At 46.1% G+C, this 24,736-nt stretch carries 29 protein-coding genes; 11 read left to right on the top strand and 18 right to left on the bottom strand.

The annotated features are described in order from the left end of the window. Window positions 1-488 precede the first annotated feature (488 nt). Window positions 489-1,037 carry a gamma carbonic anhydrase family protein gene (locus OH458_RS21145; protein WP_269979737.1) on the top strand — a complete coding sequence of 183 codons (549 nt, stop codon included), beginning with the start codon at window positions 489-491 and terminating at the stop codon, window positions 1,035-1,037. On the opposite strand, the gene OH458_RS21140 is transcribed toward OH458_RS21145, so the two are convergent. The 4 genes from OH458_RS21140 to OH458_RS21125 form a co-directional block, all read right to left on the bottom strand. Next, the gene (locus tag OH458_RS21140; protein ID WP_005472590.1) at window positions 1,030-1,296 is read right to left on the bottom strand and encodes a DUF1488 domain-containing protein; all 267 of its coding nucleotides are present in this window, start codon (window positions 1,294-1,296) and stop codon (window positions 1,030-1,032) included. The two genes, OH458_RS21145 and OH458_RS21140, sit on opposite strands and share 8 nt — an antisense overlap. Further along, entirely contained in the window at window positions 1,296-2,129 is an 834-nt protein-coding gene (aroE, locus tag OH458_RS21135; RefSeq protein WP_269979736.1) for a shikimate dehydrogenase, read from the bottom strand. The genes OH458_RS21140 and aroE overlap by 1 nt, the downstream gene beginning before the upstream one ends. A 76-nt stretch (window positions 2,130-2,205) precedes the next feature. After that, window positions 2,206-3,123, bottom strand: a complete 918-nt coding sequence (gene hemF / locus OH458_RS21130) for an oxygen-dependent coproporphyrinogen oxidase (RefSeq protein ID WP_269979735.1) — start codon at window positions 3,121-3,123, stop codon at window positions 2,206-2,208. A gap of 18 nt (window positions 3,124-3,141) precedes the next feature. Then, window positions 3,142-3,699, bottom strand: coding sequence for an L-threonylcarbamoyladenylate synthase (locus OH458_RS21125; RefSeq protein WP_038141280.1), 558 nt, complete (start codon window positions 3,697-3,699; stop codon window positions 3,142-3,144). A 192-nt stretch (window positions 3,700-3,891) separates the two neighbouring features. On the opposite strand from OH458_RS21125, the gene purE reads away from it, so the two are divergent. Both purE and OH458_RS21115 read left to right on the top strand, forming a co-directional pair. Then, window positions 3,892-4,377 carry a 5-(carboxyamino)imidazole ribonucleotide mutase gene (purE, locus tag OH458_RS21120; RefSeq protein ID WP_269979734.1) on the top strand — a complete coding sequence of 162 codons (486 nt, stop codon included), beginning with the start codon at window positions 3,892-3,894 and terminating at the stop codon, window positions 4,375-4,377. Between the two features lie 4 nt (window positions 4,378-4,381). Next, complete coding sequence (locus OH458_RS21115; protein ID WP_269979733.1) at window positions 4,382-5,515, top strand: 5-(carboxyamino)imidazole ribonucleotide synthase; 1,134 nt, start codon at window positions 4,382-4,384, stop codon at window positions 5,513-5,515. 45 nt (window positions 5,516-5,560) lie between these two features. Here OH458_RS21115 and OH458_RS21110 read toward each other — a convergent pair whose 3' ends face one another. The 4 genes from OH458_RS21110 to OH458_RS21095 are packed head-to-tail and all read right to left on the bottom strand — an operon-like array spanning window position 5,561 to window position 8,780. Next, window positions 5,561-6,151 carry a DNA topoisomerase family protein gene (locus tag OH458_RS21110; protein ID WP_269979732.1) on the bottom strand — a complete coding sequence of 197 codons (591 nt, stop codon included), beginning with the start codon at window positions 6,149-6,151 and terminating at the stop codon, window positions 5,561-5,563. 12 nt (window positions 6,152-6,163) lie between these two features. Further along, a complete protein-coding gene (locus tag OH458_RS21105) occupies window positions 6,164-6,643 on the bottom strand; it encodes a DUF494 family protein (RefSeq protein WP_269979731.1) in 480 nt (159 codons plus the stop codon). Continuing rightward, a complete protein-coding gene (gene dprA / locus OH458_RS21100; protein ID WP_269979730.1) occupies window positions 6,640-7,761 on the bottom strand; it encodes a DNA-processing protein DprA in 1,122 nt (373 codons plus the stop codon). Before dprA ends, OH458_RS21105 begins: the two co-directional genes overlap by 4 nt. Next, the gene (locus OH458_RS21095; protein ID WP_269979729.1) at window positions 7,761-8,780 is read right to left on the bottom strand and encodes a LysM peptidoglycan-binding domain-containing protein; all 1,020 of its coding nucleotides are present in this window, start codon (window positions 8,778-8,780) and stop codon (window positions 7,761-7,763) included. Before OH458_RS21095 ends, dprA begins: the two co-directional genes overlap by 1 nt. Before the next feature lie 164 nt (window positions 8,781-8,944). On the opposite strand from OH458_RS21095, the gene def reads away from it, so the two are divergent. From def to OH458_RS21070, 5 genes are all read left to right on the top strand, one after another. Further along, window positions 8,945-9,463 carry a peptide deformylase gene (gene def / locus OH458_RS21090; RefSeq protein ID WP_005472495.1) on the top strand — a complete coding sequence of 173 codons (519 nt, stop codon included), beginning with the start codon at window positions 8,945-8,947 and terminating at the stop codon, window positions 9,461-9,463. Between the two features lie 25 nt (window positions 9,464-9,488). Further along, on the top strand, window positions 9,489-10,436 hold the full coding sequence (fmt, locus tag OH458_RS21085; RefSeq protein ID WP_269979728.1) for a methionyl-tRNA formyltransferase: 948 nt from the start codon (window positions 9,489-9,491) through the stop codon (window positions 10,434-10,436). Window positions 10,437-10,507: 71 nt separating this feature from the next. Further along, window positions 10,508-11,788 carry a 16S rRNA (cytosine(967)-C(5))-methyltransferase RsmB gene (gene rsmB, locus OH458_RS21080; protein ID WP_269979727.1) on the top strand — a complete coding sequence of 427 codons (1,281 nt, stop codon included), beginning with the start codon at window positions 10,508-10,510 and terminating at the stop codon, window positions 11,786-11,788. A 101-nt stretch (window positions 11,789-11,889) separates the two neighbouring features. Beyond that, window positions 11,890-13,266 carry a Trk system potassium transporter TrkA gene (gene trkA / locus OH458_RS21075; RefSeq protein WP_005472471.1) on the top strand — a complete coding sequence of 459 codons (1,377 nt, stop codon included), beginning with the start codon at window positions 11,890-11,892 and terminating at the stop codon, window positions 13,264-13,266. Window positions 13,267-13,276: 10 nt separating this feature from the next. Continuing rightward, complete coding sequence (locus OH458_RS21070) at window positions 13,277-14,722, top strand: TrkH family potassium uptake protein (RefSeq protein ID WP_269979726.1); 1,446 nt, start codon at window positions 13,277-13,279, stop codon at window positions 14,720-14,722. A gap of 1 nt (window position 14,723) precedes the next feature. On the opposite strand, the gene trhA is transcribed toward OH458_RS21070, so the two are convergent. Together trhA and OH458_RS21060 are read right to left on the bottom strand one after the other, a co-directional pair. Next, window positions 14,724-15,377 carry a PAQR family membrane homeostasis protein TrhA gene (trhA, locus tag OH458_RS21065; protein ID WP_269979725.1) on the bottom strand — a complete coding sequence of 218 codons (654 nt, stop codon included), beginning with the start codon at window positions 15,375-15,377 and terminating at the stop codon, window positions 14,724-14,726. Window positions 15,378-15,464: 87 nt separating this feature from the next. Continuing rightward, window positions 15,465-16,262, bottom strand: coding sequence for a sporulation protein (locus tag OH458_RS21060; RefSeq protein ID WP_269979724.1), 798 nt, complete (start codon window positions 16,260-16,262; stop codon window positions 15,465-15,467). A 305-nt stretch (window positions 16,263-16,567) separates the two neighbouring features. Here OH458_RS21060 and OH458_RS21055 point away from each other — a divergent pair, with 305 nt between their 5' ends. The 3 genes from OH458_RS21055 to ccoG all read left to right on the top strand — a co-directional run bounded on the left by OH458_RS21055 (window position 16,568) and on the right by ccoG (window position 18,767). Beyond that, window positions 16,568-16,735: a hypothetical protein gene (locus tag OH458_RS21055; RefSeq protein WP_269979723.1), complete on the top strand. Its 168-nt coding sequence runs from the start codon at window positions 16,568-16,570 to the stop codon at window positions 16,733-16,735. A gap of 97 nt (window positions 16,736-16,832) precedes the next feature. Next, window positions 16,833-17,099 (top strand): YihD family protein, encoded by a 267-nt coding sequence (locus OH458_RS21050; protein ID WP_269979722.1) that lies wholly within the window; start codon window positions 16,833-16,835, stop codon window positions 17,097-17,099. Window positions 17,100-17,348: 249 nt separating this feature from the next. After that, entirely contained in the window at window positions 17,349-18,767 is a 1,419-nt protein-coding gene (gene ccoG / locus OH458_RS21045; RefSeq protein ID WP_269979721.1) for a cytochrome c oxidase accessory protein CcoG, read from the top strand. 159 nt (window positions 18,768-18,926) lie between these two features. On the opposite strand, the gene OH458_RS21040 is transcribed toward ccoG, so the two are convergent. The 8 genes from OH458_RS21040 to OH458_RS21000 all read right to left on the bottom strand — a co-directional run. Next, window positions 18,927-19,199: a hypothetical protein gene (locus OH458_RS21040; RefSeq protein ID WP_269979720.1), complete on the bottom strand. Its 273-nt coding sequence runs from the start codon at window positions 19,197-19,199 to the stop codon at window positions 18,927-18,929. Window positions 19,200-19,878: 679 nt separating this feature from the next. Beyond that, window positions 19,879-20,760: a hypothetical protein gene (locus tag OH458_RS21035; protein WP_269979719.1), complete on the bottom strand. Its 882-nt coding sequence runs from the start codon at window positions 20,758-20,760 to the stop codon at window positions 19,879-19,881. A gap of 125 nt (window positions 20,761-20,885) precedes the next feature. Continuing rightward, entirely contained in the window at window positions 20,886-21,680 is a 795-nt protein-coding gene (locus OH458_RS21025) for a hypothetical protein (protein WP_025510678.1), read from the bottom strand. Between the two features lie 139 nt (window positions 21,681-21,819). After that, window positions 21,820-22,224, bottom strand: coding sequence for a DUF4019 domain-containing protein (locus OH458_RS21020; protein ID WP_269979718.1), 405 nt, complete (start codon window positions 22,222-22,224; stop codon window positions 21,820-21,822). A 400-nt stretch (window positions 22,225-22,624) separates the two neighbouring features. Further along, entirely contained in the window at window positions 22,625-22,846 is a 222-nt protein-coding gene (locus OH458_RS21015; protein WP_269979717.1) for a hypothetical protein, read from the bottom strand. Window positions 22,847-22,937: 91 nt separating this feature from the next. Next, entirely contained in the window at window positions 22,938-23,447 is a 510-nt protein-coding gene (locus OH458_RS21010; RefSeq protein WP_156143328.1) for a structural protein, read from the bottom strand. A gap of 20 nt (window positions 23,448-23,467) precedes the next feature. Further along, on the bottom strand, window positions 23,468-24,271 hold the full coding sequence (locus OH458_RS21005) for a hypothetical protein (RefSeq protein ID WP_269979715.1): 804 nt from the start codon (window positions 24,269-24,271) through the stop codon (window positions 23,468-23,470). Next, window positions 24,268-24,736: hypothetical protein (locus OH458_RS21000; RefSeq protein WP_269979714.1), on the bottom strand; the 469-nt coding region annotated here is incomplete at its 5' end. The genes OH458_RS21000 and OH458_RS21005, both read right to left, overlap by 4 nt.

Below are 24,736 nucleotides of genomic sequence, written 5' to 3'. Positions count from 1 at the left end.
ACATTGCTCTTGCTAATAAATAGCATAAGTAATGTTTGAATTGACTGTGCTGAATCTTTCGATTCAATGGTCACTTCGTTTCATTGAAACCTAATTTGAAGCTGAAGCTTCTAATTGGATTATCATCAACGAGTGCCCACACAGATTGATAGGTTTATATTGTTAAAGAGCTTTCTTCTTTGTGACTCACATCACTTCGGAAGAGGCGGTCATTTTAGCGAGATAAAGTTTAGTGTCAACCACTTTTTTCAAACTTTTTTCAAGCGTTTCCGCTTGGCTAATTGACTTTGCTAACTGGTCTTGCGTTTCTTTCGAACCGTTCCCGTGTCAGCGAGGGGGCATTATAGAGATCGCCATCACATTGGCAAGCCCTTTTTACGGTTTTTTTTGATTTTTTTATTGTTTGGGTATTTTCTATTCAAAAACACCTGTTTTTGGTACTTTTCTGAGCCTATCAACGCTATATATCAAGATAAAAAGGATCAATCATGAGCTCACTACGCAGTTACAAAGGTATTTCCCCTCAAATTGGTGAGCGCGTCTATATAGATAGTAGCTCTGTTTTGGTTGGTGATATCAAAATAGGCAACGACTCAAGCATCTGGCCACTCGTGGCTGCACGAGGTGATGTAAACCATATCCATATCGGCGAACGCACTAATGTTCAAGATGGCAGTGTTTTGCATGTCACCCATAAGAATAGAGAGAATCCTGACGGTTACCCTCTGATTATTGGAAATGATGTCACGATTGGCCATAAGGTGATGCTACATGGCTGCGTGATTAAAGATCGCGTTTTAGTCGGTATGGGCGCGATTGTATTAGACGCTGCCATTATAGAAGAAGAGGTAATGATTGGTGCCGGCAGTCTAGTACCACCAGGAAAGCGACTCGAAAGCGGTTACCTTTATGTAGGAAGCCCAGTAAAGCAAGCTCGCCCTATCAACGATAAGGAACGAGCTTTCTTACAGAAGTCTGCGGATAACTATGTGCAGAATAAAGAAGATTACCTTAACGAGGTTAAAGAGATTAACTAACGACCTCTATATTACCTTCTGAGTTGAATTCCTCCTCTTCAATCAGTTCTTCAGCAAGCTCTTCAAGATCGAACCGATATTGTGAAAAGACTTCCAGAGCTTGCTGTTCGTTCTCGATGTCCTGCCCCGACAGCTGTTTCAGTTCACTGATACTCACTAGGCATTGAATCAGAGCACCTGATTGCTGCGCTGGAAAGAGAACAGCTTGTTTGTCTTCATCCCATGTTTGCATGTCTGGGAATAAGATCGATTGATTCATTACAATCCCTCTAGGTTCTTTCTCAACTCACGTAAAATTTGTTTGGTACCTGGTCTTAAACCACGCCAAAGCATAAAGCTTTCTGCCGCTTGACCGACCAGCATTCCTAATCCATCAAAGAGTTGCACCACCCCATGCTCATGTGCCCACTGATTGAAGGTCGTTTTACCAGCGCCATACATCATGTCATACACTACCGCCTGTTCAGTAAAGATAGCTGTGGATATCTCTGGTAGTTCACCGCTCAAGCTAGAAGAGGTGGAGTTGATGATCACGTCAAACGCTTGGTTCACTTCACTCATCTCACAAGCGCTAATCGTTCCATACGGAGCAAACATCTCGGCAAGCAGTTGCGCTTTAGCAAAGGTTCGGTTGGTAACCACAATTTCAGCGGGCTGCTGATCTAATAGTGGCTTAATGACGCCACGCGCGGCACCACCAGCACCAATAAGTAAAATACGCGCTCCCTTTAAAGGTGCTTGATATTGAAGTAAGTCTTGCACTAACCCTTCACCATCGGTGTTATCACCAATGATCTCACCATCATCGAGCTTCTTCAGCGTATTCACCGCTCCAGCTAACTGAGCACGTTCTGTCAGTCGAGTGGCAAAGCGATAAGCATCTTCCTTAAATGGAACCGTGACATTACAGCCTTTACCACCTTGAGCAAAAAACTCAGTCGCCGCTTGTTGAAACGCATCCTTATTTGGGCTTTCTGCAGTATAGGTCAATGACTGATTGGTTTGACGAGCAAATAGGGTATGAACAAAAGGCGATTTACTTTGAGAGATGGGATTACCAAATACGGCGTAACGATCTATTTGCTGTGTCATATCCTTACCTGCAGAAATAAAAAAGGGTCAACTCGATTAAGTTGACCCTATCACTATCTATATAAGGAAGAAAGTCTTACCACTCTCTGGGCTTGAGGTAGTGGTCGTATAACTCAGCTTCTGGCGAGCCCGGCTCCACTTGGTACGAGTACTCCCAGCGAGCAAGTGGTGGCATCGACATCAAGATAGATTCTGTTCGACCTCCGCTCTGCAGACCAAACAGAGTGCCACGGTCAAACACTAGATTAAATTCAACGTAACGACCTCGGCGATATAGTTGGAACTGACGTTCACGCTCACCGTATTCAGTCTCTTTGCGACGCTCTACAATCGGTAGGTAGGCATTCGTATAACCTTGGCCAACCGCTCTGATGTACTCAAAGCACTTATCAAATTCCCAATGGTTAAGATCATCAAAGAACAGACCACCGACACCTCTGGTTTCATCACGGTGTGGCAGGTAAAAGTATTTATCACACCACGCTTTATGCTCTGGGTAGACTTCACTGCCAAATGGCGCACACACTTCTTTCGCAGTGTTGTGCCAATATTGCGCGTCTTCTTCAAAAGGATAAAACGGTGTTAGGTCAAAGCCCCCACCAAACCACCAAATTGGCTCTTCGCCCTCTTTTTCGGCAATAAAGAAACGAACGTTAGCGTGAGAAGTTGGGACATAAGGGTTGTTCGGGTGCATAACTAAAGACACGCCCATCGCTTCAAAACGTCGACCAGCTAACTCAGGTCGGTGAGCCGTTGCAGAAGCTGGCATTTCTTTGCCTTCAACGTGAGAAAAGTTCACGCCGCCTTGCTCAAACACTGCGCCTTCTTTCATCACGCGAGTTCGACCACCACCACCTAGCTTCTCACCAGGTTCCCGATGCCATGCATCTTCAACAAATTCTGCCTGACCGTCTGCTGCTTCTAACTTCTGACAGATCGAGTCTTGCAGTTCCATTAAGAATTGCTTTACCGCTTGTTTATCAATTGCCGACATCTTTCTTCCTTTGCAAGGTTAGCCTTGTCTTAATACTTGTGACGTTTTCGCATCACGAATCTCACTAGGCTTTTCTCTTCCACCCGTTTCTCCTTCCAAAACAGCCACCAGCTTATCGCCTAGCTGCTGATAGACTTGTTCTGTGGTCATACATGGCGGTTCACCGGTTAGATTCGCGCTGGTAGAGGTTAACGGCTTTCCAAACGCATTACACATCTTTTGTACCAAAGGATGATCCGTTACACGCACTGCAATAGAATCGAATTGGCCAGAAACCCAGTTAGACACTTTATCGCTGCAAGGCATTATCCAAGTGACTGGACCTGGCCAAGTTTGATGGACTTGCTCAAGCTGCTGCGCAGTCAATTGTGACTCATCAATGTAGGGCAGCAGTTGCTCATAGCTTGCAGCAATCAAAATCAACCCTTTTTCGACAGGGCGCTGCTTGAGCTCTAATAATTTTTGAATAGCTTCTGGGTTATCCGGATCACACCCGACACCAAATACGCCCTCTGTAGGGTAGGCAATCACTTCACCATCATTTAAAGCGTTGAGCGCTCGATCAAAATTATCCACGAATACTTCCTGTTCAATCTTTGTTTTTGATAAGTGTACAAACAATCACAACCAGTGACTAAAGCTATTTATTTATAAATTGTATCAATCTGATTTTAATGCCAAAGCAAACGTTTGCTTAGGAGTAAAATCCCCGTATAATGCGCACAAATTGAATGCTCACCTATTACGCGCAGCTTTAAGGAGTTCGAGATGAAAGTCGGTATCATCATGGGTTCAAAATCAGATTGGCCAACAATGAAACTAGCGGCAGAAATGCTAGACAGATTCGGAGTTGAGTACGAAACAAAAGTCGTCTCTGCACACCGCACTCCTCAACTTCTCGCTGATTACGCGACTAGCGCGAAAGAGCGTGGTCTTAAAGTGATCATTGCCGGCGCTGGCGGCGCTGCTCACTTACCTGGCATGGCTGCGGCGTTTACGTCTTTGCCTGTACTTGGTGTTCCTGTTCAATCACGAGCGTTAAGCGGCTTAGATTCTCTCTATTCTATTGTTCAAATGCCAAAAGGGATTGCGGTAGGCACGCTAGCCATCGGTGAAGCTGGCGCAGTAAACGCAGGTATACTAGCAGCACAAATCCTTGGTACGCATGACGAAGAAGTGATGGCTAAGGTTGAAGCGTTCCGCAGTGAACAGACTGAAACTGTATTAGCTAACCCAAATCCAGCAGAGGACTAATACTATGCATGTGTTAGTGCTAGGTGCCGGTCAACTGGCTCGTATGATGTCATTGGCAGGCGCGCCTCTTAACATCGAGATCTCTGCGTACGATGTGGGGAGCAAAAATATCGTTCATCCGCTAACCCAAATGGTGACTGGCCATGGTTTAGAGAATGCGATTGCGCAAGCTGACGTCATCACCGCTGAGTTTGAACATATTCCTCATGACATTCTTGCGGTGTGTGAGCAAAGTGGCAAGTTCTTACCATCAACACAGGCCATTAAAGCTGGTGGTGACCGCCGCATCGAGAAGCAATTACTCGATGATGCAGGCGTACGTAATGCTAAATACTATGTCATCAACTCCCGTGAAGACTTTGATAATGCTATCCATCACGTAGGCATTCCTATGGTGCTTAAAAGCGCTTTGGGCGGATACGATGGAAAGGGCCAGTGGCGCCTAAGAGATGCAGCTCAAGCAGATGCTATCTGGGCTGAAATGGCAGAATGCATTGCCGCGACAGAAACCCAAGCGATTGTCGCTGAAGAGTTTGTCCCGTTTAATCGTGAAGTCTCTCTGGTTGGTGCTCGTAGCAAAGATGGCAACGTGGCGGTTTACCCTCTAGCGGAGAACGTTCATACCAATGGTGTTCTGACACTGTCTACTGCTATTGCAGATACTGAGCTACAAGAACAAGCGAAGAACATGTTCACTGCGGTTGCCAACAGCCTCGACTACGTGGGCGTGTTAGCCCTCGAGTTCTTTGATGTAGATGGCACTTTACTGGTTAATGAAATCGCACCACGCGTTCATAACTCTGGTCACTGGACTCAACAAGGCGCGGAAACGTGTCAGTTTGAGAACCACCTGCGCGCCGTTTGTGGTATGCCACTGGGGTCAACCAAGCTGGTCCGATCCACATCGATGATCAACATTTTGGGCGAAGATACATTACCAGAAGCCGTAATCGCGATGGATGGCTGCCATGTGCATTGGTACGGAAAAGAGAAACGCGAAGGCCGTAAAATGGGCCACATCAATGTGTGTGGAGATTACAATGGCGAACTGCAACGCAAATTATGTGCGCTTGCCGATGTCCTAGACAAGAGCGCTTTTCCAGCCATACATGATTTCGCTGAGAGCTTCACAGAGTAATCTTGATAACCAGTAAACAAGAACGGCGCTCTAGGCGCCGTTTTGCTATTTGTTTTCTTGGGTGTGATGACATTTACGATTAGCACACTGTAATCGGTCCCCACTGGCCAGCTTTTTCTCTATCAGTAATGGAAAACCACACTTCTCGCACAGCCCGGATACTGGAGGCTGGTTCACCGCAAACTTGCATTTAGGGTAGTTATCGCAGGCATAGAATAACTTACCAAAGCGTGTTTTGCGCTCAACTAGATGACCTTTGTGACATTCCGGACAAGTTAAATGCGGTGACTCTGGCTCTTCTTCAGGTTGATCCAGAGACTCAATATGATGGCACTGCGGATAGTGGCTACAACCAATAAACATACCGTAACGCCCTTGGCGAAGGACCAACTCGTTGCCACATTCTGGGCAAGGCACACCAAGCTCTTTGATGATATGCCCATCATTTTGGTGTAATGGCTTAATGTAATCGCAGGTTGGATACAAGGTACAGCCAAGAAATGGGCCATGCTTACCATGGCGAAGCTGAAGTTCGCCATCGCGCTGCTCGGATTGGCATTTCGGGCACGCTTGATGCTCTAATGCGTGTTCATGAGCTGAAAACAGCTGCTGATCTATTTTACTGTTTTTGGTCACTTGGAAAGCTCGTTAATGTAGAACACCTTGTTCTTTGGTGTATAACAGCTCTTCCATAAGCGTATAAGCGTTTTCATTGCCTGGTACATTAAACAGCACCATCAGTACAATCCACTTGAGATCATCCAGCTCAAACTCATCCGTCTCGAGGCCCATAATGCGGTCAATCACCATTTCACGCGTTTCCGTTGTCAACACGTTCACTTGTTCAAGGAAAGTAATGAATCCGCGGCACTCTAGACTCAAACGCTCACACTCTTTGGCGGTGTAAATACGTGTCGAGGTCGATGTACTGCACACAGAAATTGCTGAGTGGGCCTCGCTTTGCTGCAGAGCGGCTAACTCTTCCAGCCAGACAAGGGCTTTATAGATGTCATTTTGATGAAAGCCTGCACGAAGCAACTCTTCTTCAAGCTCATCTTGATTGACTTGTAAATCTGCATCGCTATGGATGTAAGTCTCGAACAGATACATTAGGATATCCATCATCATAGCTCGCCCCTCCCCTTTCGAATATAGCCACCGGAAACTGCAACAACATGCCCTGAGAGCTCAAGCTCTAAGAGCTGCATCATGACTTCTTGAACAGGTATATTGGTCCTGCTTGCAAGAATATCAACTGGTGTAGCCCTACTTCCTACGTTAGCTAACAGCTGAGGAAATGGCAATTCTTCTTTGCTATCTTCTAGAGGAAAAATTTCCTGCTGAACTGCAGCGATACCTTGATCAGACCAGCGAACCAGTGTCTCAATTTCAGCGACAATATCTTCGACATTCTGAACCAAGCAAGCACCTTGCTTTATCAATAGGTTACAGCCACGACCTTGAGTGTGGTGAATAGAGCTTGGAATCGCAAACACGTCTCGGCCTTGCTCCGCAGCATAACGTGCAGTAATCAAAGAACCGCTTTTTTCTGCCGCTTCAATCACCAGCACTCCTGCCGATAAGCCACTAATAATTCTATTTCTGCGAGGAAAATGATCCGCTTTGGGTTTTGCCAGTGGGTGAAATTCGGAAATCAACGCTCCACTTTGGCATATTCTTTCAGCCAACTGACGATGGCGAGCAGGATATACTGAGTCCAACCCACTCCCCAGTACCGCTACTGTTTTCCCTCCTCCCTGCAACGCACCATCATGCGCATAGCCATCAACTCCCAAAGCCAGACCACTGGTAATAACCAGTCCATGTTCAACAAGCGATTGAGCAAAACGGCGGGCACAGTTCAAGCCATCGATGCTGGCATTACGACTGCCAACCATGGCCAGTTGAGGGTGAGATAAACAAGAAACATCACCTTCAACAAATAGTATTGCTGGAGCGGTGCCTGTTTGTTTCAATAGTGGAGGGTAGGCTGAGTCTCGCAACGTCAATATCGCCCGCTGCGAGCAAGCATCTAGCCAATTGAAGCAATCGACAATATCTTTCTCGGCGCGATGCTTTAAGTACTCGATTTGCTGAGCACTAAAACCTACCGATTGAAGCTCTGAAGCGCTTAATTGAGCAATACTTTCAGGGCTCTCGATTGCTGTTAGCTTAGCAAATGTTTTGGGGCCAACGCGCGGGGTAAAATAGAGAGCTAGCCAAGCCGCTAAAGCCTCTCGATTCATTATTCCAAAGTGTCTAGCGGTGATCGCAGTAACGTTTGCTGACTGATAGGCTGAGCGCTTTGCGTTACCAATGCCAAACTAAAATGTTCGTACGGGCGAATCACCATTAAATGGCCAATGAAGGTATCTGGCAGGTGTTTACCATCCTCAATCTTCGCACCCGGAGAATAGAGTTCAAACATAGAGCCTTGGCGCAGCTGGTCTATGTTACCTCGGTCGATAACCACAACTTGGTTTTGCCCCACATAATGACTGCCCTCCAGCGAGCCTAACAAGTTCGCCACACTCTGCGCAGGAGAAGGTGCTGGGTAAAAGGTCGTAGATAGCGAATCAGTAACACCTTCAATCACTGGTAGTGCGATGTCATCTGCCAGAATCTCTTGGTTCTGGACACTGATTTCCAAACCACTAAAGCCTTGCCCTTGCGAGGTCAACGTCGCCTTAGCTATCTGTTTAAGCGCCGTCATTTTATGCGTGTCACGCTGGTATTCATCAAGCGGTCGGTAGATCACCCAGTCTGAGTGTTTGTGCTCCCCCGTGATGTAAATGAGTTTGTGGTTCGTTAAATATTGATCGCCATCGCTCGAGCCAAGCACGCGAGCGCTTGTCGATAGCTCTTCATCTGTCAGTAGGCGATCCGACTCTAAATAAGGCAAAACTAAGGATTCATTGATGGTAGGCAGCGCCTTTTTATCCAAAACACGGATTTTAGGACTCAGTTTCACCATCGGCTTCAAGCTCAGTACTGGCTGCCCATTGCGCCAAACTAAACTGAGTTTATCGCCTGGGTAAATAAGGTGAGGGTTATCGATCTCTGGGTTGACCTGCCACAATCGTGGCCACAACCACGGGCTATCTAAATAGAGCGCCGAAATATCCCATAAGGTATCCCCTTTCACCACGGTATAGGTCGTAGGCGCACCCTTTTTTACGGTGAGGACTTCTTCCTGTGCAAAAACGAAATGTGAGGTACAAAAAGACAACAATGCCACAAGCGAAAACCCGAACCGTACTGACATAACCGTTCATCCCTGAGAGTAAAAAGTGGTAGTGATTAGAATCGCGAGAACTGCCTATAAACGCGTCAAAAACGCAATGATGCTGTCATTTGGTCTACAAAATGTCTAGAATTGAGCCAACAAGGATTATCCTGATTCGGCACAGTTCAACATTTCGAGTGTATATGTCTGTATTACAAGTATTAACATTCCCAGATGATCGCCTTCGCACCGTCGCAAAGCCGGTTGAAGCCGTGACTCCTGAGATTCAAAAATTCGTTGATGACATGATTGAAACCATGTACGACGAAGAAGGTATTGGCTTGGCTGCAACCCAAGTTGATTTCCACCAACGCATTGTTGTTATCGATATTTCTGAAACTCGTGACGAGCCAATGGTTCTGATCAACCCAGAAATCATCGAGAAACGCGGTGAAGATGGCATCGAAGAAGGCTGTCTATCTGTTCCTGGTGCAAGAGCACTCGTACCACGTGCGGCAGAAGTAACAGTAAAAGCGCTTAACCGTGATGGCGAAGAGTACACTTTTGAAGCTGATGACCTATTAGCAATCTGTGTACAGCACGAACTTGATCACCTAGAAGGCAAACTGTTTGTAGACTACCTTTCGCCTTTAAAACGCAAGCGTATTCAAGACAAGCTAGCTAAGATCAAGCGCTTCAACGAGAAGAACGCTAAAGCTTAACCGCCATAAATAGAAGGAAGGTACCTTGAGCAAACCTTTGAAGATTGTTTTTGCTGGTACTCCGGATTTCGCCGCCCGTCACTTGGCGGCGTTGTTGTCTTCGGAGCATGAAGTTATTGCTGTTTACACACAGCCAGATCGCCCAGCAGGTCGCGGTAAAAAGCTTACTGCCAGCCCAGTGAAGAACATTGCCCTAGAGCACAACATTCCGGTTTATCAACCTGAAAACTTTAAGTCTGATGAAGCCAAACAAGAGCTTGCAGATCTCAAAGCTGACATCATGGTTGTTGTGGCTTATGGCCTACTGCTTCCTCAAGCAGTACTGGATACACCAAAGCTAGGTTGTATCAACGTTCATGGTTCAATCTTACCTCGCTGGCGTGGCGCTGCTCCGATTCAACGTTCTATTTGGGCGGGTGATAACGAGACTGGCGTAACCATCATGCAAATGGACATCGGCCTTGATACTGGTGACATGCTAAAAATCGCGACCTTGCCAATTGAAGCGACTGACACCAGCGCGACCATGTATGAAAAGCTGGCAGAGCTTGGTCCCGATGCTTTGGTTGAATGCTTGGCCGATATTGCACAAGGCAAAGCAGTGCCTGAAAAGCAAGATGATGAGCTGGCAAACTACGCGAAGAAACTGAGTAAAGAAGAAGCGCGTATTAACTGGGCTGACGATGCTGCGCATATTGAACGCTGCGTACGCGCTTTCAATCCATGGCCAATGAGCCACTTTGAAGCGGCTGAGAACAGCATCAAAGTCTGGCAAAGCCGAGTTGATGAGCAAACGTCAGACAAACCAGCAGGTACAATCCTGCAAGCGGATAAAACAGGTATCTACGTTGCCACAGGCAATGGTGTACTGGTGCTAGAACAACTGCAAGTACCAGGTAAAAAAGCCATGTCAGTTCAAGATATTTTGAACTCACGTGCTAGCTGGTTTGAAGTCGGCACTCAACTGGTTTAAACACATTCTCCCTTACGGGAAACGTACATTTTGAGGGTGGAGACACCCTCCCTTAATCTAAGGTATTCATCATGAATGTTCGCGCAGCTGCTGCTAACGTCCTATTCCAAGTGGTCGATAAAGGCCAATCTCTTTCACACGCACTACCTGCGGCGCAAAAAACCATCAGACCAAGAGACCATGCTCTCTTACAAGAGATCTGTTATGGCGCACTGCGTTACTTGCCACGTTTGGAATCCATCGCCAATGAGCTGATGGATAATCCGCTGAAAGGGAAAAAGCGTGTATTCCACCATCTAATTCTGGTTGGTCTTTACCAACTTAGCTTTATGCGTATTCCCGCTCATGCGGCAGTAGCAGAAACGGTGGAAGGCACCAAGACGTTAAAAGGTCCAAGCCTGCGCGGCCTAATCAATGCCGTATTACGTAGCTACTTACGTGACCAAGAAGCACTGGATGAAAAAGCCGTTAGTCATAATGCTGGCAAATATGGTCACCCGAATTGGCTGTTGAATATGCTGCGTGATAGCTACCCAGAGCAATGGGAGCAATTAGTCGAAGCTAATAACAGCAAGGCACCAATGTGGCTACGCGTGAATCGCCAGCACCACACGCGCGATGAATACCTAGAACTGCTGAAAGATGCAAACATTGAATTCAGCATTCACCCAGAAGCAGAAGATGCCATAAAATTGGCCTCGCCTTGTGACGTAACCCTTCTTCCAGGCTTTGACCGCGGTTGGGTATCAGTCCAAGACGCTGCCGCTCAGCTGTCTGTAAACTACTTACAGCCACAAAATGGCGAGCTGATCCTTGATTGCTGTGCGGCGCCAGGAGGCAAAACCGCCCACATTCTTGAGCACACAGAAGATACCGAAGTGGTTGCGATTGATTGTGATGCTAAGCGTCTTGATCGCGTCTATGACAACTTAGAGCGTCTACAACTGCGCGCGGATGTGATTTGTGGCGATGCTCGCTACCCTCAAGAGTGGTGGAGCGGCGAAAAATTTGACCGCATTCTGCTTGATGCCCCGTGTTCAGCGACTGGCGTTATCCGCCGTCACCCTGATATTAAGTGGCTACGCCGAGCAAACGACATTGATGCGCTTGCAGAGCTGCAAAGTGAAATCATGGATGCAATGTGGGGCCAACTGAAAGCTGGTGGCACTATGGTTTATGCCACCTGCTCAATTACGCCAAAAGAGAATGTCCTTCAAGTGAAAGCATTCTTAGAACGCACAAGTGATGCGACACTAGTCGGCTCTGACATCAACAATCCAGGACGCCAAATCTTACCTGGCGAAGAGGATATGGATGGTTTCTACTACGCAGTGCTAGTGAAACAAGCATAATTAATTTGAGCGGCTAATGACTTTGTCTTAGCCGCTATTTCATTGCAACGAGTAAATACTTAAGCTGTGTTCAACCAGCTAAGCGAATAAAGAGAAAAGCTATGAAAATCATCATTCTTGGCGCAGGTCAGGTCGGCGGTACTTTGGCTGAAAACCTGGTAGGTGAAAACAACGACATTACCATCGTTGACCGAGATAATGACCGACTGCGTGAACTGCAAGACAAGTATGACTTACGTGTCGTCCACGGTCATGCAAGCCACCCAGACTCTCTGCGTGAAGCCGGGGCCCAAGATGCCGATATGCTGGTTGCGGTCACCAATACCGATGAAACCAACATGGCCGCGTGTCAGGTCGCGTTTTCTCTCTTTAACACGCCAAACCGAATTGCTCGCATTCGATCTCCACAGTACCTTGCAGAAAAAGAAGCGCTTTTCCAATCAGGAGCTGTCCCTGTCGATCATCTGATCGCTCCTGAAGAGTTGGTAACAAGCTACATTGAACGTTTGATCCAATACCCGGGTGCGTTGCAAGTGGTGAGCTTTGCTGAGCAAAAAGTCAGCTTAGTTGCCGTTAAAGCCTACTATGGTGGTCCACTGGTCGGTAATGCCCTTTCAACTCTGCGCGAGCACATGCCACACATTGATACTCGTGTCGCGGCTATCTTCCGTCAAGGACGCCCAATTCGCCCGCAAGGCACCACCATTATTGAAGCCGATGACGAAGTCTTCTTCGTGGCAGCAAGCAACCACATTCGCTCAGTGATGAGTGAGTTGCAGCGTCTAGAAAAACCGTACCGCCGCATCATGATTGTCGGTGGGGGTAACATCGGCGCAAGCTTGGCACGACGCCTTGAACAGACTTACAGCGTAAAACTGATTGAGCGTAGCTACCAACGTGCCGAAAAACTCTCTGAAGAGCTAGAAAATACCATCGTTTTCTGTGGTGACGCCGCAGACCAAGAACTGCTAAGCGAAGAGAACGTCGACCAAGTGGACGTGTTCATCGCCCTCACCAACGAAGATGAAACCAACATCATGTCTGCCATGCTTGCCAAACGCATGGGGGCGAAAAAAGTGATGGTGCTTATCCAGCGCGGCGCCTATGTTGATCTCGTCCAAGGTGGCGCGATTGATGTGGCTATCTCACCTCAGCAAGCGACCATCTCTGCGCTTCTCACTCACGTACGCCGTGCAGATATTGTCAACGTATCCTCATTGCGCCGCGGTGCAGCCGAAGCCATCGAAGCTGTTGCCCATGGCGATGAAACCACCTCAAAAGTCGTAGGACGTGCGATTGGCGATATAAAACTACCACCGGGTACTACCATCGGTGCGATTGTCCGCGGTGAAGAAGTCCTGATCGCCCATGACCGAACAGTGATTGAACAAGATGACCACGTGGTGATGTTCTTAGTTGATAAGAAATATGTACCAGACGTGGAAGCGCTATTCCAACCGAGCCCATTCTTCCTTTAGGATTGGCACCATGGTCAATTTCCGCCCTGTATTGTTCGTGATAGGGCTAGTGCTTTCGAAACTAGCTCTGTTCATGTACGTGCCAACACTGGTGGCATTTTTTAGTGGTACTCCGGGATTCTTGGAGTTTGGTCAATCGGTACTGATTACCCATCTCGCCGCCTTTGCCTGCCTCAGTTTAGGCAGAACCAAAAACTTTAAGCTCAGCGTGCGCGACATGTTCCTAATTACCAGTTTGGTTTGGACCATCGCCAGCGCTTTCGCCGCCTTACCATTTGTATTTATCAACCACATTAGCTTTACCGACGCGTACTTTGAGACCATGTCTGGCATCACCACCACTGGTTCAACGGTGCTGAGTGGCCTAGATAACATGGCACCTAGTATTTTGCTGTGGCGCTCTGTCTTGCAATGGTTAGGTGGGATTGGCTTCATCGTGATGGCGGTAGCGGTCTTACCGATGCTCAACGTCGGCGGGATGAAACTGTTCCACACTGAGTCTTCGGATTGGTCAGATAAAAGCAGCCCTCGAGCAAAAACCGTCGCCAAGAACATTATGTCCGTCTATGTGGTTCTGACAGGGCTTTGCCTGATTGGCTTTATGCTGACTGGGATGAACTTGTTTGAAGCCATCAACCATTCGTTTACCACGTTATCAACGGGTGGCTACTCAACCTCCGATGGGTCAATGAACCACTTCTCTAATGGCGCTCATTGGGTCGCAACCTTGTTTATGTTCTTGGGTGGCTTGCCGTTCTTGTTGTTCGTGTCTGCGATCCGTAAACGCCGCCTCGACGAACTGTTAGAAGATGCACAAGTACGTGGTTTTACCTACCTGTTCCTTGGCAGCAGCTTAGTGATTGCCGCATGGTTAGTGATTCGAGATGGCTACACCGTCCTTGATGCGCTGCGCGTATCCATGTTCAACATAGTATCAGTCGTCACAACAACAGGATTTGGCTTAGAAGACTTTACCGCTTGGGGCGCACTGCCAACCACACTCTTTGCCTTTTTGATGATGGCTGGCGCTTGCTCGGGTTCAACCTCGGGCGGAATCAAAATCTTCCGCTTTCAGATTGCTCTGACTCTGTTAAACAAACAGATGATGAAGTTGATTCATCCTTCTGGTGTCTTCGTCCAGCGCTACAATCGCCGCCCAGTGAATGATGATATTGTCCGCTCAATCGTCGCGTTTGGGTTGATGTTTTTCATCACTATCATTGTCGTTGCTGGCTGCTTGAGTGCAATGGGGCTTGACCCAATCACTAGCATTTCTGGCGCGATTACCGCCGTGGCCAATGTCGGTCCTGGGATGGGAAGCATTATAGGCCCAACGGGCAACTTTGCTCCCCTGCCAGACGCGGCGAAATGGATTCTGAGCTTAGGCATGCTGATGGGGAGGCTTGAAATTCTTACCTTACTGGTGCTGTTCTTCCCTGCATTTTGGCGACGCTAATCTAAATAGGTTTTACGTAAAAATAGATCGCAAAGAAGTGGCAAGCGCAACCTGCTAGTACAAACCCGTGCCAAATCGCGTGGTTGTATGGGATGCGTTTCGCCACATAAAAAATGACACCGAGCGAGTAGATGAGACCGCCAACAGCGAGAAGAGTCAAACCTCCAACATCCAAGTTCAGCGCCAATTGATAAATCACGATCAATGATAACCACCCCATCAGCAGGTAGGTCACCAAAGATAGTTTCTTAAAGCGATAAACAAAGGCGAGCTTCATGATGATGCCGATCAGCGCTATCGACCAAATCACAATCATCAAACCGATCGCAAGTGGCGTTCTTAAGCTAACCAGCAAAAAAGGCGTGTAACTGCCTGCAATCAATAAATAAATCGCGCAGTGATCAAAGGTTTTTAACGCTCGTTTGGCGCGCTGATAAGGAATGGCATGGTACAGCGTCGAAGCGAGAAACAGCACGATCATACTACTGCCGTAAATGCTCATGCTGGTAATGGTCAGTGCGTCGGCATTGTGATCTATCGCTTTGACCAACAATAGAATCAGACCAACAATGCCGAGCACCATGCCTAGTGCATGCGTAATCGTATTGGCAATCTCTTCTTTGACGCTATATTGAGATGACTCGCTGACGGACATAGCAGTGCCTACTCCAGAATTTGAATAATTACTCCAGAGTATGGCACATTCAGCTTACACTTGTAAGCCTAAAATAAGAAAGCTAGGTTAAGAGTGGTTATCTAAGTACTCAAGGACCAGTTCACCGGCTTTTTCAGCGGAGGTGTGCAATGGGATTTTCAGCTCTCGCTTTAACTGGCCAACCCCCAACAGACTCGCGAGCATTCCTTTCGCCCCCTCGCGATGGCGATCGATTTCAAACCACATCTGAAGCGAATCTTCACTGCGATACGCGACCACTTCCAATTCACGCCAGCGACCATGAAATGGCCCCGTGGTTGGAACAAATTCAAACTCCTGAACAAAGGGCATCGCAAACCCATCGACTTGCTCACATTCAACTTGGCGGATACGTAGACCTTGCTCTTCCAACGCGGTAAAGATGCCATCTAAAAGCGGGTCAGGACGTACTGTTAAGATGTCTTTATCGCTAGGGTCTTTGGCCATCGCAATGTCGAGACCAGTCTCTAACCACACTTTCGAGTCACCTATCGTCACTGGTGTATTCCATGGCACCTCTAATTCGACATCAAACGTCCGTTCCTCGCCAGGTTGCAGAGTAAAAGCGTACGGCAGTTTCCAATCGGCGAGTTGATAACTGGCTGGGACACGGCGCATTCGTCCTGCCGTGTGCTTGTTCTTGTCATGATCCGCAGGCACTTCTTTGATATAGCGACAAAAGAGTTTGAGCTCTATGTTGTCGATTTCTTGCGCCGTCGCGCCACCATAAACATGGATCACCACGTTCGCCTTTTGGCCAGGATAAAGGACCTCTTGCTGCAACACAGAATCAACTTTCGCTGAACCGATTCCAAAACTCGCCAGTGTCTTTTTAAAAAACGACATGCGCTCCTCCTTGGCAATCTTCGCTTTAACTATGCTTAAAGTAACATACTAATCTGCCACGATGTATCAGGGATGCAACACCTCTCACAGAAACTTTCTCCTACGACTAAGGCCGTAGTGAATAGCTATCGATCAATAAAAGTCTTGGTGCTAATCTAACCAATGATATGCACGCATATCAGCATTCCTGTCCCGCAGTTTGGATTGGCGAAAGCCAGAGAGCCACCCTTCAGTAATGAAGCTCAACTCAAAGCGGGCCAGGCCATTACATTGGCAATGGAATTGCCTGACAGTTAGGTCAAGAAATGCGCCCAACAACCGTCAGGTTCTCGCACACTAACCGTAGTGCGATGCGTCGTCGCAGTGGCTTTGTGGCTGCTCCAACGGCAAAGAAATCAGCTCCTGGTATGACTTTAGTGGAAAAGAGTGTCTTCATGAGCTCAGCCCCCACCAAAATCGTTAAAGCAGCTTAATAAAAAGCGTGGCTTCGGCTGCGCTTTTTTCTTAACTCAAATACGCCAATCTGATACCTTAATCAGCAAATCATTATAATTATTGTGGAGAAAGAAGATGAAATGTCATCGCATTGAGGAGCTGCTTGAGCTACTAGAGCCAGAATGGCAAAAAGACCAAGAGCTCAATTTATTGCAAATGATCGTAAAACTGGCTCAAGAAGCGGGCTACGAAGGCAAGTTGGAAGAGTTGACCGATGATGTCCTCATCTACCATCTCAAAATGCGCAACAGCGACAAAGATGAAATGATTCCGGGTCTAAAAAAAGATCAAGAAGATGACTTTAAAACCGCGATTCTTCGCGCTCGCGGCATCATCAAGTAATACAAACAGATTCTGTTAAGGCGGCCACTTGGTCGCCTTTTTTATACCCAAACCATCATAACACCACTAACTGTTAGGACATTTATTTATAAAACTGTACTGACCTTTGTTGTTAAAGGTTGATAGCCTTAAAGAAATAAAAATGTTATTGCGTATATAATCGCCGCCCATAAGTATTTACTAAAATAGCAATGTCAACAGAGTGTGAGCTCAATAAATCACACCGTTCAAGCCTAAGAAGGAAGCTTCATGAGTCAGGATAAGATCGATGTAAAAGATGTGACTCCTAAAACCTTTAACCCTAAGACCCATAAAACTAAGGGCGATAGGTTTAACCCAAGTAATCGTATTTACGTGCGAGAAAGTAAAGGCACATTCCAAAAGCTACGCCGCTATGGTGGATGGTTTTTACTGGTGCTTTTCGCCTCCATTCCATGGTTTTCGTACGGCGATCGCCAGGCTATCTTGCTCGACATTGGCAACCAACAGTTCAACTTTATTGGCACAACCCTTTACCCTCAAGATCTCACCCTACTCGCGCTGTTATTTATGATTGCCGCGTTTGGCTTATTCTTTATTACCACCTTTTTGGGCCGTGTCTGGTGTGGTTATCTTTGCCCACAAACCGTTTGGACTTTTATGTACATCTGGTTTGAAGAAAAACTCGAAGGCAGCGCGAACAAAAGACGCAAACAAGATTCCAATAAGCTCACCTCGAATCTACTGATGCGTAAAGTGGCCAAACATGCCGCTTGGATTGCCATCGCTATCGCCACAGGCCTGACATTCGTCGGCTATTTTGTTCCCGTGAAAGAGCTGGTAGTGGGCTTCTTTACCTTTGATGCCGATTTCTGGCCCGTGTTTTGGGTACTGTTCTTTGCAGGATGTACCTATGCCAACGCGGGTTGGATGCGCTCTATCGTATGTGTTCATATGTGTCCTTACGCGCGATTCCAATCAGCCATGTTTGATAAAGATACCTTTATCGTTGGCTACGACAGCCAGCGAGGAGAGAACCGAGGGCCGCGTTCACGCAAAGCGGATCCGAAAGCACTGGGTTTGGGTGACTGTATCGACTGTGACCTGTGTGTTCAGGTATGTCCAACTGGTATCGACATCCGTGACGGCCTGCAATATGAATGTATCAACTGTGGTGCCTGTATCGATGCGTGTGACAAGACTATGGAGCGTATGGGGTATGATAAAGGCCTCATTAGCTACACGACTGAGCATAGATTGTCCGGCAAACACACCAAAGTACTGCGCCCTAAACTGCTAGGCTATGGCGCCGTCCTGCTTGTTATGATTGGGTTGTTCTTCGCTCAAATTGCGGCCGTCGAACCTGCGGGCTTAAGTGTGCTTCGCGATCGAAACCAACTCTTCCGCGTCAACAGTGCCGGAGAAGTCGAAAACACCTACACGCTAAAAGTAATCAACAAAACTCAACAGCAGCAGGTTTACAATCTAGATGTAGAAGGACTGGGCGATGTCTCTTGGTATGGCAAACAAACCGTTCAAGTTGCACCAGGTGAAGTACTGAGCTTACCAATGAGCCTAGGCGTCAACCCAGATAATCTAGACTCTTCCGTTTCCAAGATTCAGTTTATACTGTCTGACAGCGAAGACTTTACGATAGCCGTCGAGAGCCGATTCATTAAGAAGCTCTAGACCTTCATTACTCTATGGAAAAAGGCTCAGCAATGAGCCTTTTTTTATAATTTAACATACTGAAAAATATAGCAATAAAAGAATCAAAGACCACAAACAGCCCACAAAATAAGGTTTATAGAGAAACCGTAGCGTGGAGAGTCACTCTTAAATGCTTTGTTATGTTTTGGGGGCTTCAGTTTCCACCGTCTTGATTAGTGGACCAGCACATTCAACAAACTCACTAATATCAAAGCTTTCTGAGGTATCTGCGCCGCCAGTAACATCAAAACTACCTGTTACTACCGGTTTTTGGGTTGTTTTATCTACGTCCAATACAATTTCCACTTTATATTGATGCCCTTCAGGAAGGAGTTTGGCACAGTCTTCAAGCGTTGAAGCGGATGCGCCTAGGCTGATTCCAGACAATATAACTATTGCAATTTTTCTCATTTTTACCACCAAAAGTCACTGAGATATTAGCAATATAATACCAATAATCTGTGACTTTTCACGATAGATAGGCTTTCGAGTGTTAAAAAACATAACGCCGCGTTAAGTGGTGAGCAACGCTACCACCTTACCTAAACCATTGTGCCGTAACCACTAAAGCTGAATCAAACAGAAAATGCCAAGCGTTGGGAATCCGTCTTAAACGCTTTGTTATATGCACAAAGGCTTATATCTGAGATCTTGATAACAAAAATCACACGCAAATAACCTTAAAGTTAGGAAGGTTAAAAACAATAAGGACCCTACTAATGGTAAAAAGAAAAAATGTCCCGTATGGTAGCGATGTGTCTGCTGGAACATATAAATGCTCCGATTGCGGAAAGATATATTCCAACCAATCTAAAACTTCACTTCCACCATGTCCCAACTTTTCTAAAACACCACATCCTTTAAGAGCTTGGGATATTCTTACTGGTCAAGGAGATGCGACCAAAGACCCTTATCCTTAAGCTGCAATTCAACCGAGCACTACATATTGCTGCTCGGTTGAACTGTACATATAACGCCCAATTAAGGGGTGAACAACGCCGCCACCCAAACCTAAAGCATTGTGCCATAAACACTAAATTTGAAGTAGAAGCAAAATGGCAAGCGTTGAGAATCCCTCTTAAATTGTTTGTTATGTGTTTTTTTCGACTTTGACTAATGGTCTCATTATTACTGAAGTTTTGCTTAGGCAAATTCCACATTTAATTTCTAGGCGACTATTCAAGTGCAACTTGGCAAAAGTTTGATGAGGGACATCAAGATCATGACCACAATCATTGCACTTAAACTTAAAAACATTTCGTTCTGTAATGTAATCACCATTCACATAGTTAACTAAATAACTTTCAGGGCAATTTGGTGATATACAGTTAACTACCACGCTTCCAGATTTTAGCTTGGTGGCTGGCTTTTTTATCAGAGCATTACATGAAACACATTTTATATTGAATGTTTCACCAACATACCCTCCAATTATAAGATCTCCTTTATTAATCTCATTGAATAAATCAAGAGCAGCCTTAATTTTACTCTCGATTTTTTCGGTATTTCCGTAAAACTTTTGCATTTCATCATCCACTGAAGGCAGATGTACATGTAATGCTAGCCCAGACAAAGAGTTCCACAACTTATGCGCTTTCGATAAATCTACCGATTTTTGGATACCAAGGGTTTTGTAATCAAGTTTTTCATAGTCATCTTGGGTTACCAACTCGTTTGCTTTACCGCCAGTTGAAGCAACACTGACCTTAACTTCATCATTGATGATGTTAGAAACGTCTTCAGAAACTTGTTTGACTACGTGTTTAGGTGGCCATTTCTTAATATCTTTATGAGACAGATATGAATAAAATTGTTTAAATCTCTCGTAACAAATATATTCGATAGTCAACCTACACTCTAATGCCGCATAAGTGATACTGGCATCTGAACCGTCTTCCAGTAGCTTTTCGATCTCCAGTATTTTCTTGCTTAGATCTAACACTAAAATTTCTCTCTCAAAATGTTCGGACACATAACGCCCTGTTAAGGGGTGAGCAACGCAACGCCGAAATTTCCGCACACCACCTTAAACACTAAAACCAACGCATAGTAAAAATGCCACGCGTTGCGAATCACTCTTAAACAGTTTGTTATGTTTTATTGCGACAAATCTAAAAATGGCTTTAGCTTAATTAATCCAGCTTGAATAGATGCCAGAATAGCTAATAACAACGTTAAAATTACCATGCTATACTGTAATTTCACACTATCTTTATGGCGCCGTTCTTCCGTTTGATATTTTTCAAGTGTTACAATAGCTTTTCCATTTACTTTATATCCCCCGCCTTTTACCTTACTGATTTCACCTGATTCTACGAATGAATCAATATACATCCGTAGCTTATTTTGACAATTTTCTCTGTCAGGATGCCCAAAAAAGCGCAAAGAATACATATCGGAAACCAGTGATGACAAACTAAATTCCTTGCGACTTATACCATAATTTTCAATCAAATAATCTAACAGGTCATATCTGGGCTTTAGCTGTAACTCTTTTTTATTGAATAAAAATTGCGAAACTTTATTCAATATTCGCTTTAATTTAACTTTTACGTAGTCTTTTCTTGTAAGGCAATGGAGTATGAATGAGTTAATACCAGTATAAGTTGTATAGTAATTATGCAAGTAGTGAGTAATTTCAACAGTATTTACATCAATATTATTAATATCAATGTCTAGTTCTATATCACACTGATCAGTTTCCGGGTTATATTTTAATACCTTTACCGTATTCATATCCAAGTCGCGAACAAGAGCTGAAACTCCGTCGAGCTTGATTCGAGTTGAATAGAAATTATTTTTCTCACATTCTGGACCTGACATGGGAATCCGTGTTGGACCGATCTTCCCAAATGCTTTTCTCAAAGCCCACATTTGAATTTTTGACCACATAATTCACCTAAAACATAACGCCGCGTTAAGTAGTGAGCAACGCCACCACGAAACTTAACCATACCACCTTAAACACAAAACCCAACGATGGAATGAAAAATGCCATGCGTTGGGAATCTGTCTTAAACGCTTTGTTAGCTTACTGGCCATGCGAGTTGATAAAATAACCAATTACAGCCCAACCAGTTTTACTTTTAGATAGAGTTAAGGTTTCTTTCGTCCGCTTACCCGAAAATACTGTTTGATATTGAATTACAACGTACTCACCGTCCGGCATATTAGGTAAGGACTTCATCAACGTCGTTGTTGTTAGACTGCGAGATTCAAGATTACCTACCTTTGCACGTATAGTGCTTACAGCTGTAGTCCACTCACCTTTTGATATTTGTGAACGAAACACACCACCGGCACTGTCCCAGCTTTCACCGTAGTGTTGATCGTCTATTAAGCTAAGCCACTCTGAAGCCGCAACATCTATAGGCTTCATTTGGGCGCATAACAACGCAGGAACGAATAACAAAACAAATATCAATTGTCTAAGCATACAAAATTAACCTTTTCTTTGTTGTAAGCTAACGCTTATTAGCTGACTTCCGCCCGCCTAACACAACTCACTTTGTGAGTGACTAATTTTAACCGAACAACAATACTATTGGATTATCAATCAGTTGAATATCCAAACTAAAGATTATTATGCAAACTGTGTTCTATATCATTAATCAGTACGCCTTTCTGGCATTACTCGCAAAAAAGCCCACTGCAATGAGTGGGCTAACATATCCAAACGTCATATGACGAAGACAATGACGTTTACGATGACATTTTAAAACACTTTGGTTTCAAGTCGTATGAGTCGGTTGTTATGCCGCCAGAAGATAGCGACAATAAAAAGCATTGAAGGCGGCAAGCCCATCGAGGTGAGGTATTGCAGCAATTCAACCATATTACTTAAACTCGTCTCGAATCATTTCCCACAGCCCCATAAGCACTGGCACCGTAGTACCTATAATACCCCCATATTGAATACCTGTTTCTGTCACACTGGCAGTTAACAATTCTGGGTGTCCAGTAGCAAGCGCAATACCCGCACCGACTAACGCAATGCCTTTCTGCGTCGACTTCTGGTCTAGGTCGATAGATAGCTTGTCTTTAAAAAACTTCTTCATAGCAATTTGTTCTCCTTGAGAAACTTGATGGCGTAGGCACTGAGAATGGCCCCAATCACCATCACGATGATTTTCTTGGCGTCTTGTTTGTTCATGCCATTTGTACCCCTTGCTGTGCTTGCTCTAGGGTGTAATGGCGACCGACTTCCATAATCGACATCGAATGAATCAGACGCGCCAGCGTGTTGTCGCTGCGTAGGTCAATCGGCGCATCAGGGCTCACGCCGACACGCTTCGCCACAAACTCGGCGTAATGGTCTGAGTTGTTTTCATGGCTTGGCGCAAACTTATGGATAAGCTCACGGATACTCTCTAGGCCGTAGCGCCCTTGGTAGGTATCACGCAGCAATTTAGCCCCTGCTCGGAACCCATATTCCGGCGCTTGGAAGGTTTCAAAACGGCTATCCACCGATGGCGTGACCTTGCCGAGCCAGTTGTTATTTACATTGCTCTCGATGTTGAGCGGGTTATTCGCTCGAACGCCGCGAGGCTTACGAATGGTATTGACCACGTTGGTGACCTCTTGAGTGATGGTTTCAATAACATCGCTCCCACGTTGTGAGCGGGTGACATAAACCACACCACCCACAAGCAGAAGCATGAAGGCAATAACGGGCGCTCTCACACAGGCACCACGTTGTTATCAACCTTGTCCACGACATTCACGTCCAACACGCTGATAGAAAACGGCTCGGCGTAAGAGACGTACATACTGAGCGGGTTCAGCTCAATCACGTTTTCCGTCCAGAGGATTTTTTCAGAGTATTCCTCCCACGGGATTTCGGTGTACTCCCACACGAGCTGACACGCCAAATGCAGATTGTTGAACGTAAAGTTCAACGCCTCCGCCGTCAGTCCCGTGTTGTTGCCTTCGGTTGGGCCAAGCGGCAAACGCGCCACCTTGGTGTAGTTGGCCGTGAGTACCAAAACGTCGTGACTGTCTCGGTTCACATTGACCGGAATACGAACCAAGGGCTCGACAATTTCAGGCGTTTTATCAATATCAAAGCCAATATCAAGGGCTAACCCGTCCCATAGATTCACATCCGAAAAGCCGTCCGCGTTCAGGCCGATTTGATAGCGAATGTTGATACTCAGCGTGAACTCAAGCTCTTTGTTTTGATGCCCGTCGATGTCTTCCAGAATCGAATCGCGCATGGCTTGGGGAACAAAGTCACTCACCGTCACCGTTTGGCCGTTTTGGTCCACAATGGAAAAGCAGTCTTTACGGATGTAATCGGCGTAGGCTTGTTGCGGGTAGCGCACCGGACGCAAGTCCAAGGTCGGTTTAATCGTCTGAGCTACAATCCCAAGGTGACCGCCGGAGCCTTGCGACAAGACGTATTGGGCGAGGCGCTCCACCTTGTTGACTGAGCTACCCTCACCAATGATTTGGCGAATACGGTCAAAAAGTTGTTCGTTCATGAGTGACACTCCAAGATAAACACGCGATCGGTTTCTGCTCCTGTCAGTTCGATGGCGGCGGTCGATTCAATCTCAATGAGCTCACCCGCAAGCAGCGGATAGCTCCCGTTAATCAAAATCTGCTCGGCGTTATCGCTTGGGGTGCGAATCGTGATTTTTTGTCGAGTCAGATTCTCTTCAAGGCTTGCGGGCATCGTCAGCTCTTGCGCATCAATGGCGCTGCTTTTTGGCAAGAGAGACGCACTCAATGTTTGGTTGGGCGCAATCTCCATTGGTGGCATTAACTCAATGACCACACGCTGACCGTCAGACGGCGGTTGGAAGTCGCCTTTACCAAATTCCACATCAATGGTTTGAGGCTCGCTCGAATGCAGCAGCACTCGCCCAAGCAGCTCGTTGTTCTTAATCACCGAGCCTTGCGGAATCGTCACGCGCTCACCCGTGACGGTTTCCATCACAATCGGC

The sequence above is a fragment of the Vibrio sp. MarTm2 genome (genome assembly GCF_027587055.1).
Taxonomy (GTDB): Bacteria; Pseudomonadota; Gammaproteobacteria; order Enterobacterales; family Vibrionaceae; genus Vibrio; species Vibrio sinaloensis_D.
The sequence above is the reverse complement of the archived record's forward strand: the minus strand, read 5'-3'. Positions and strand labels throughout refer to the sequence as shown.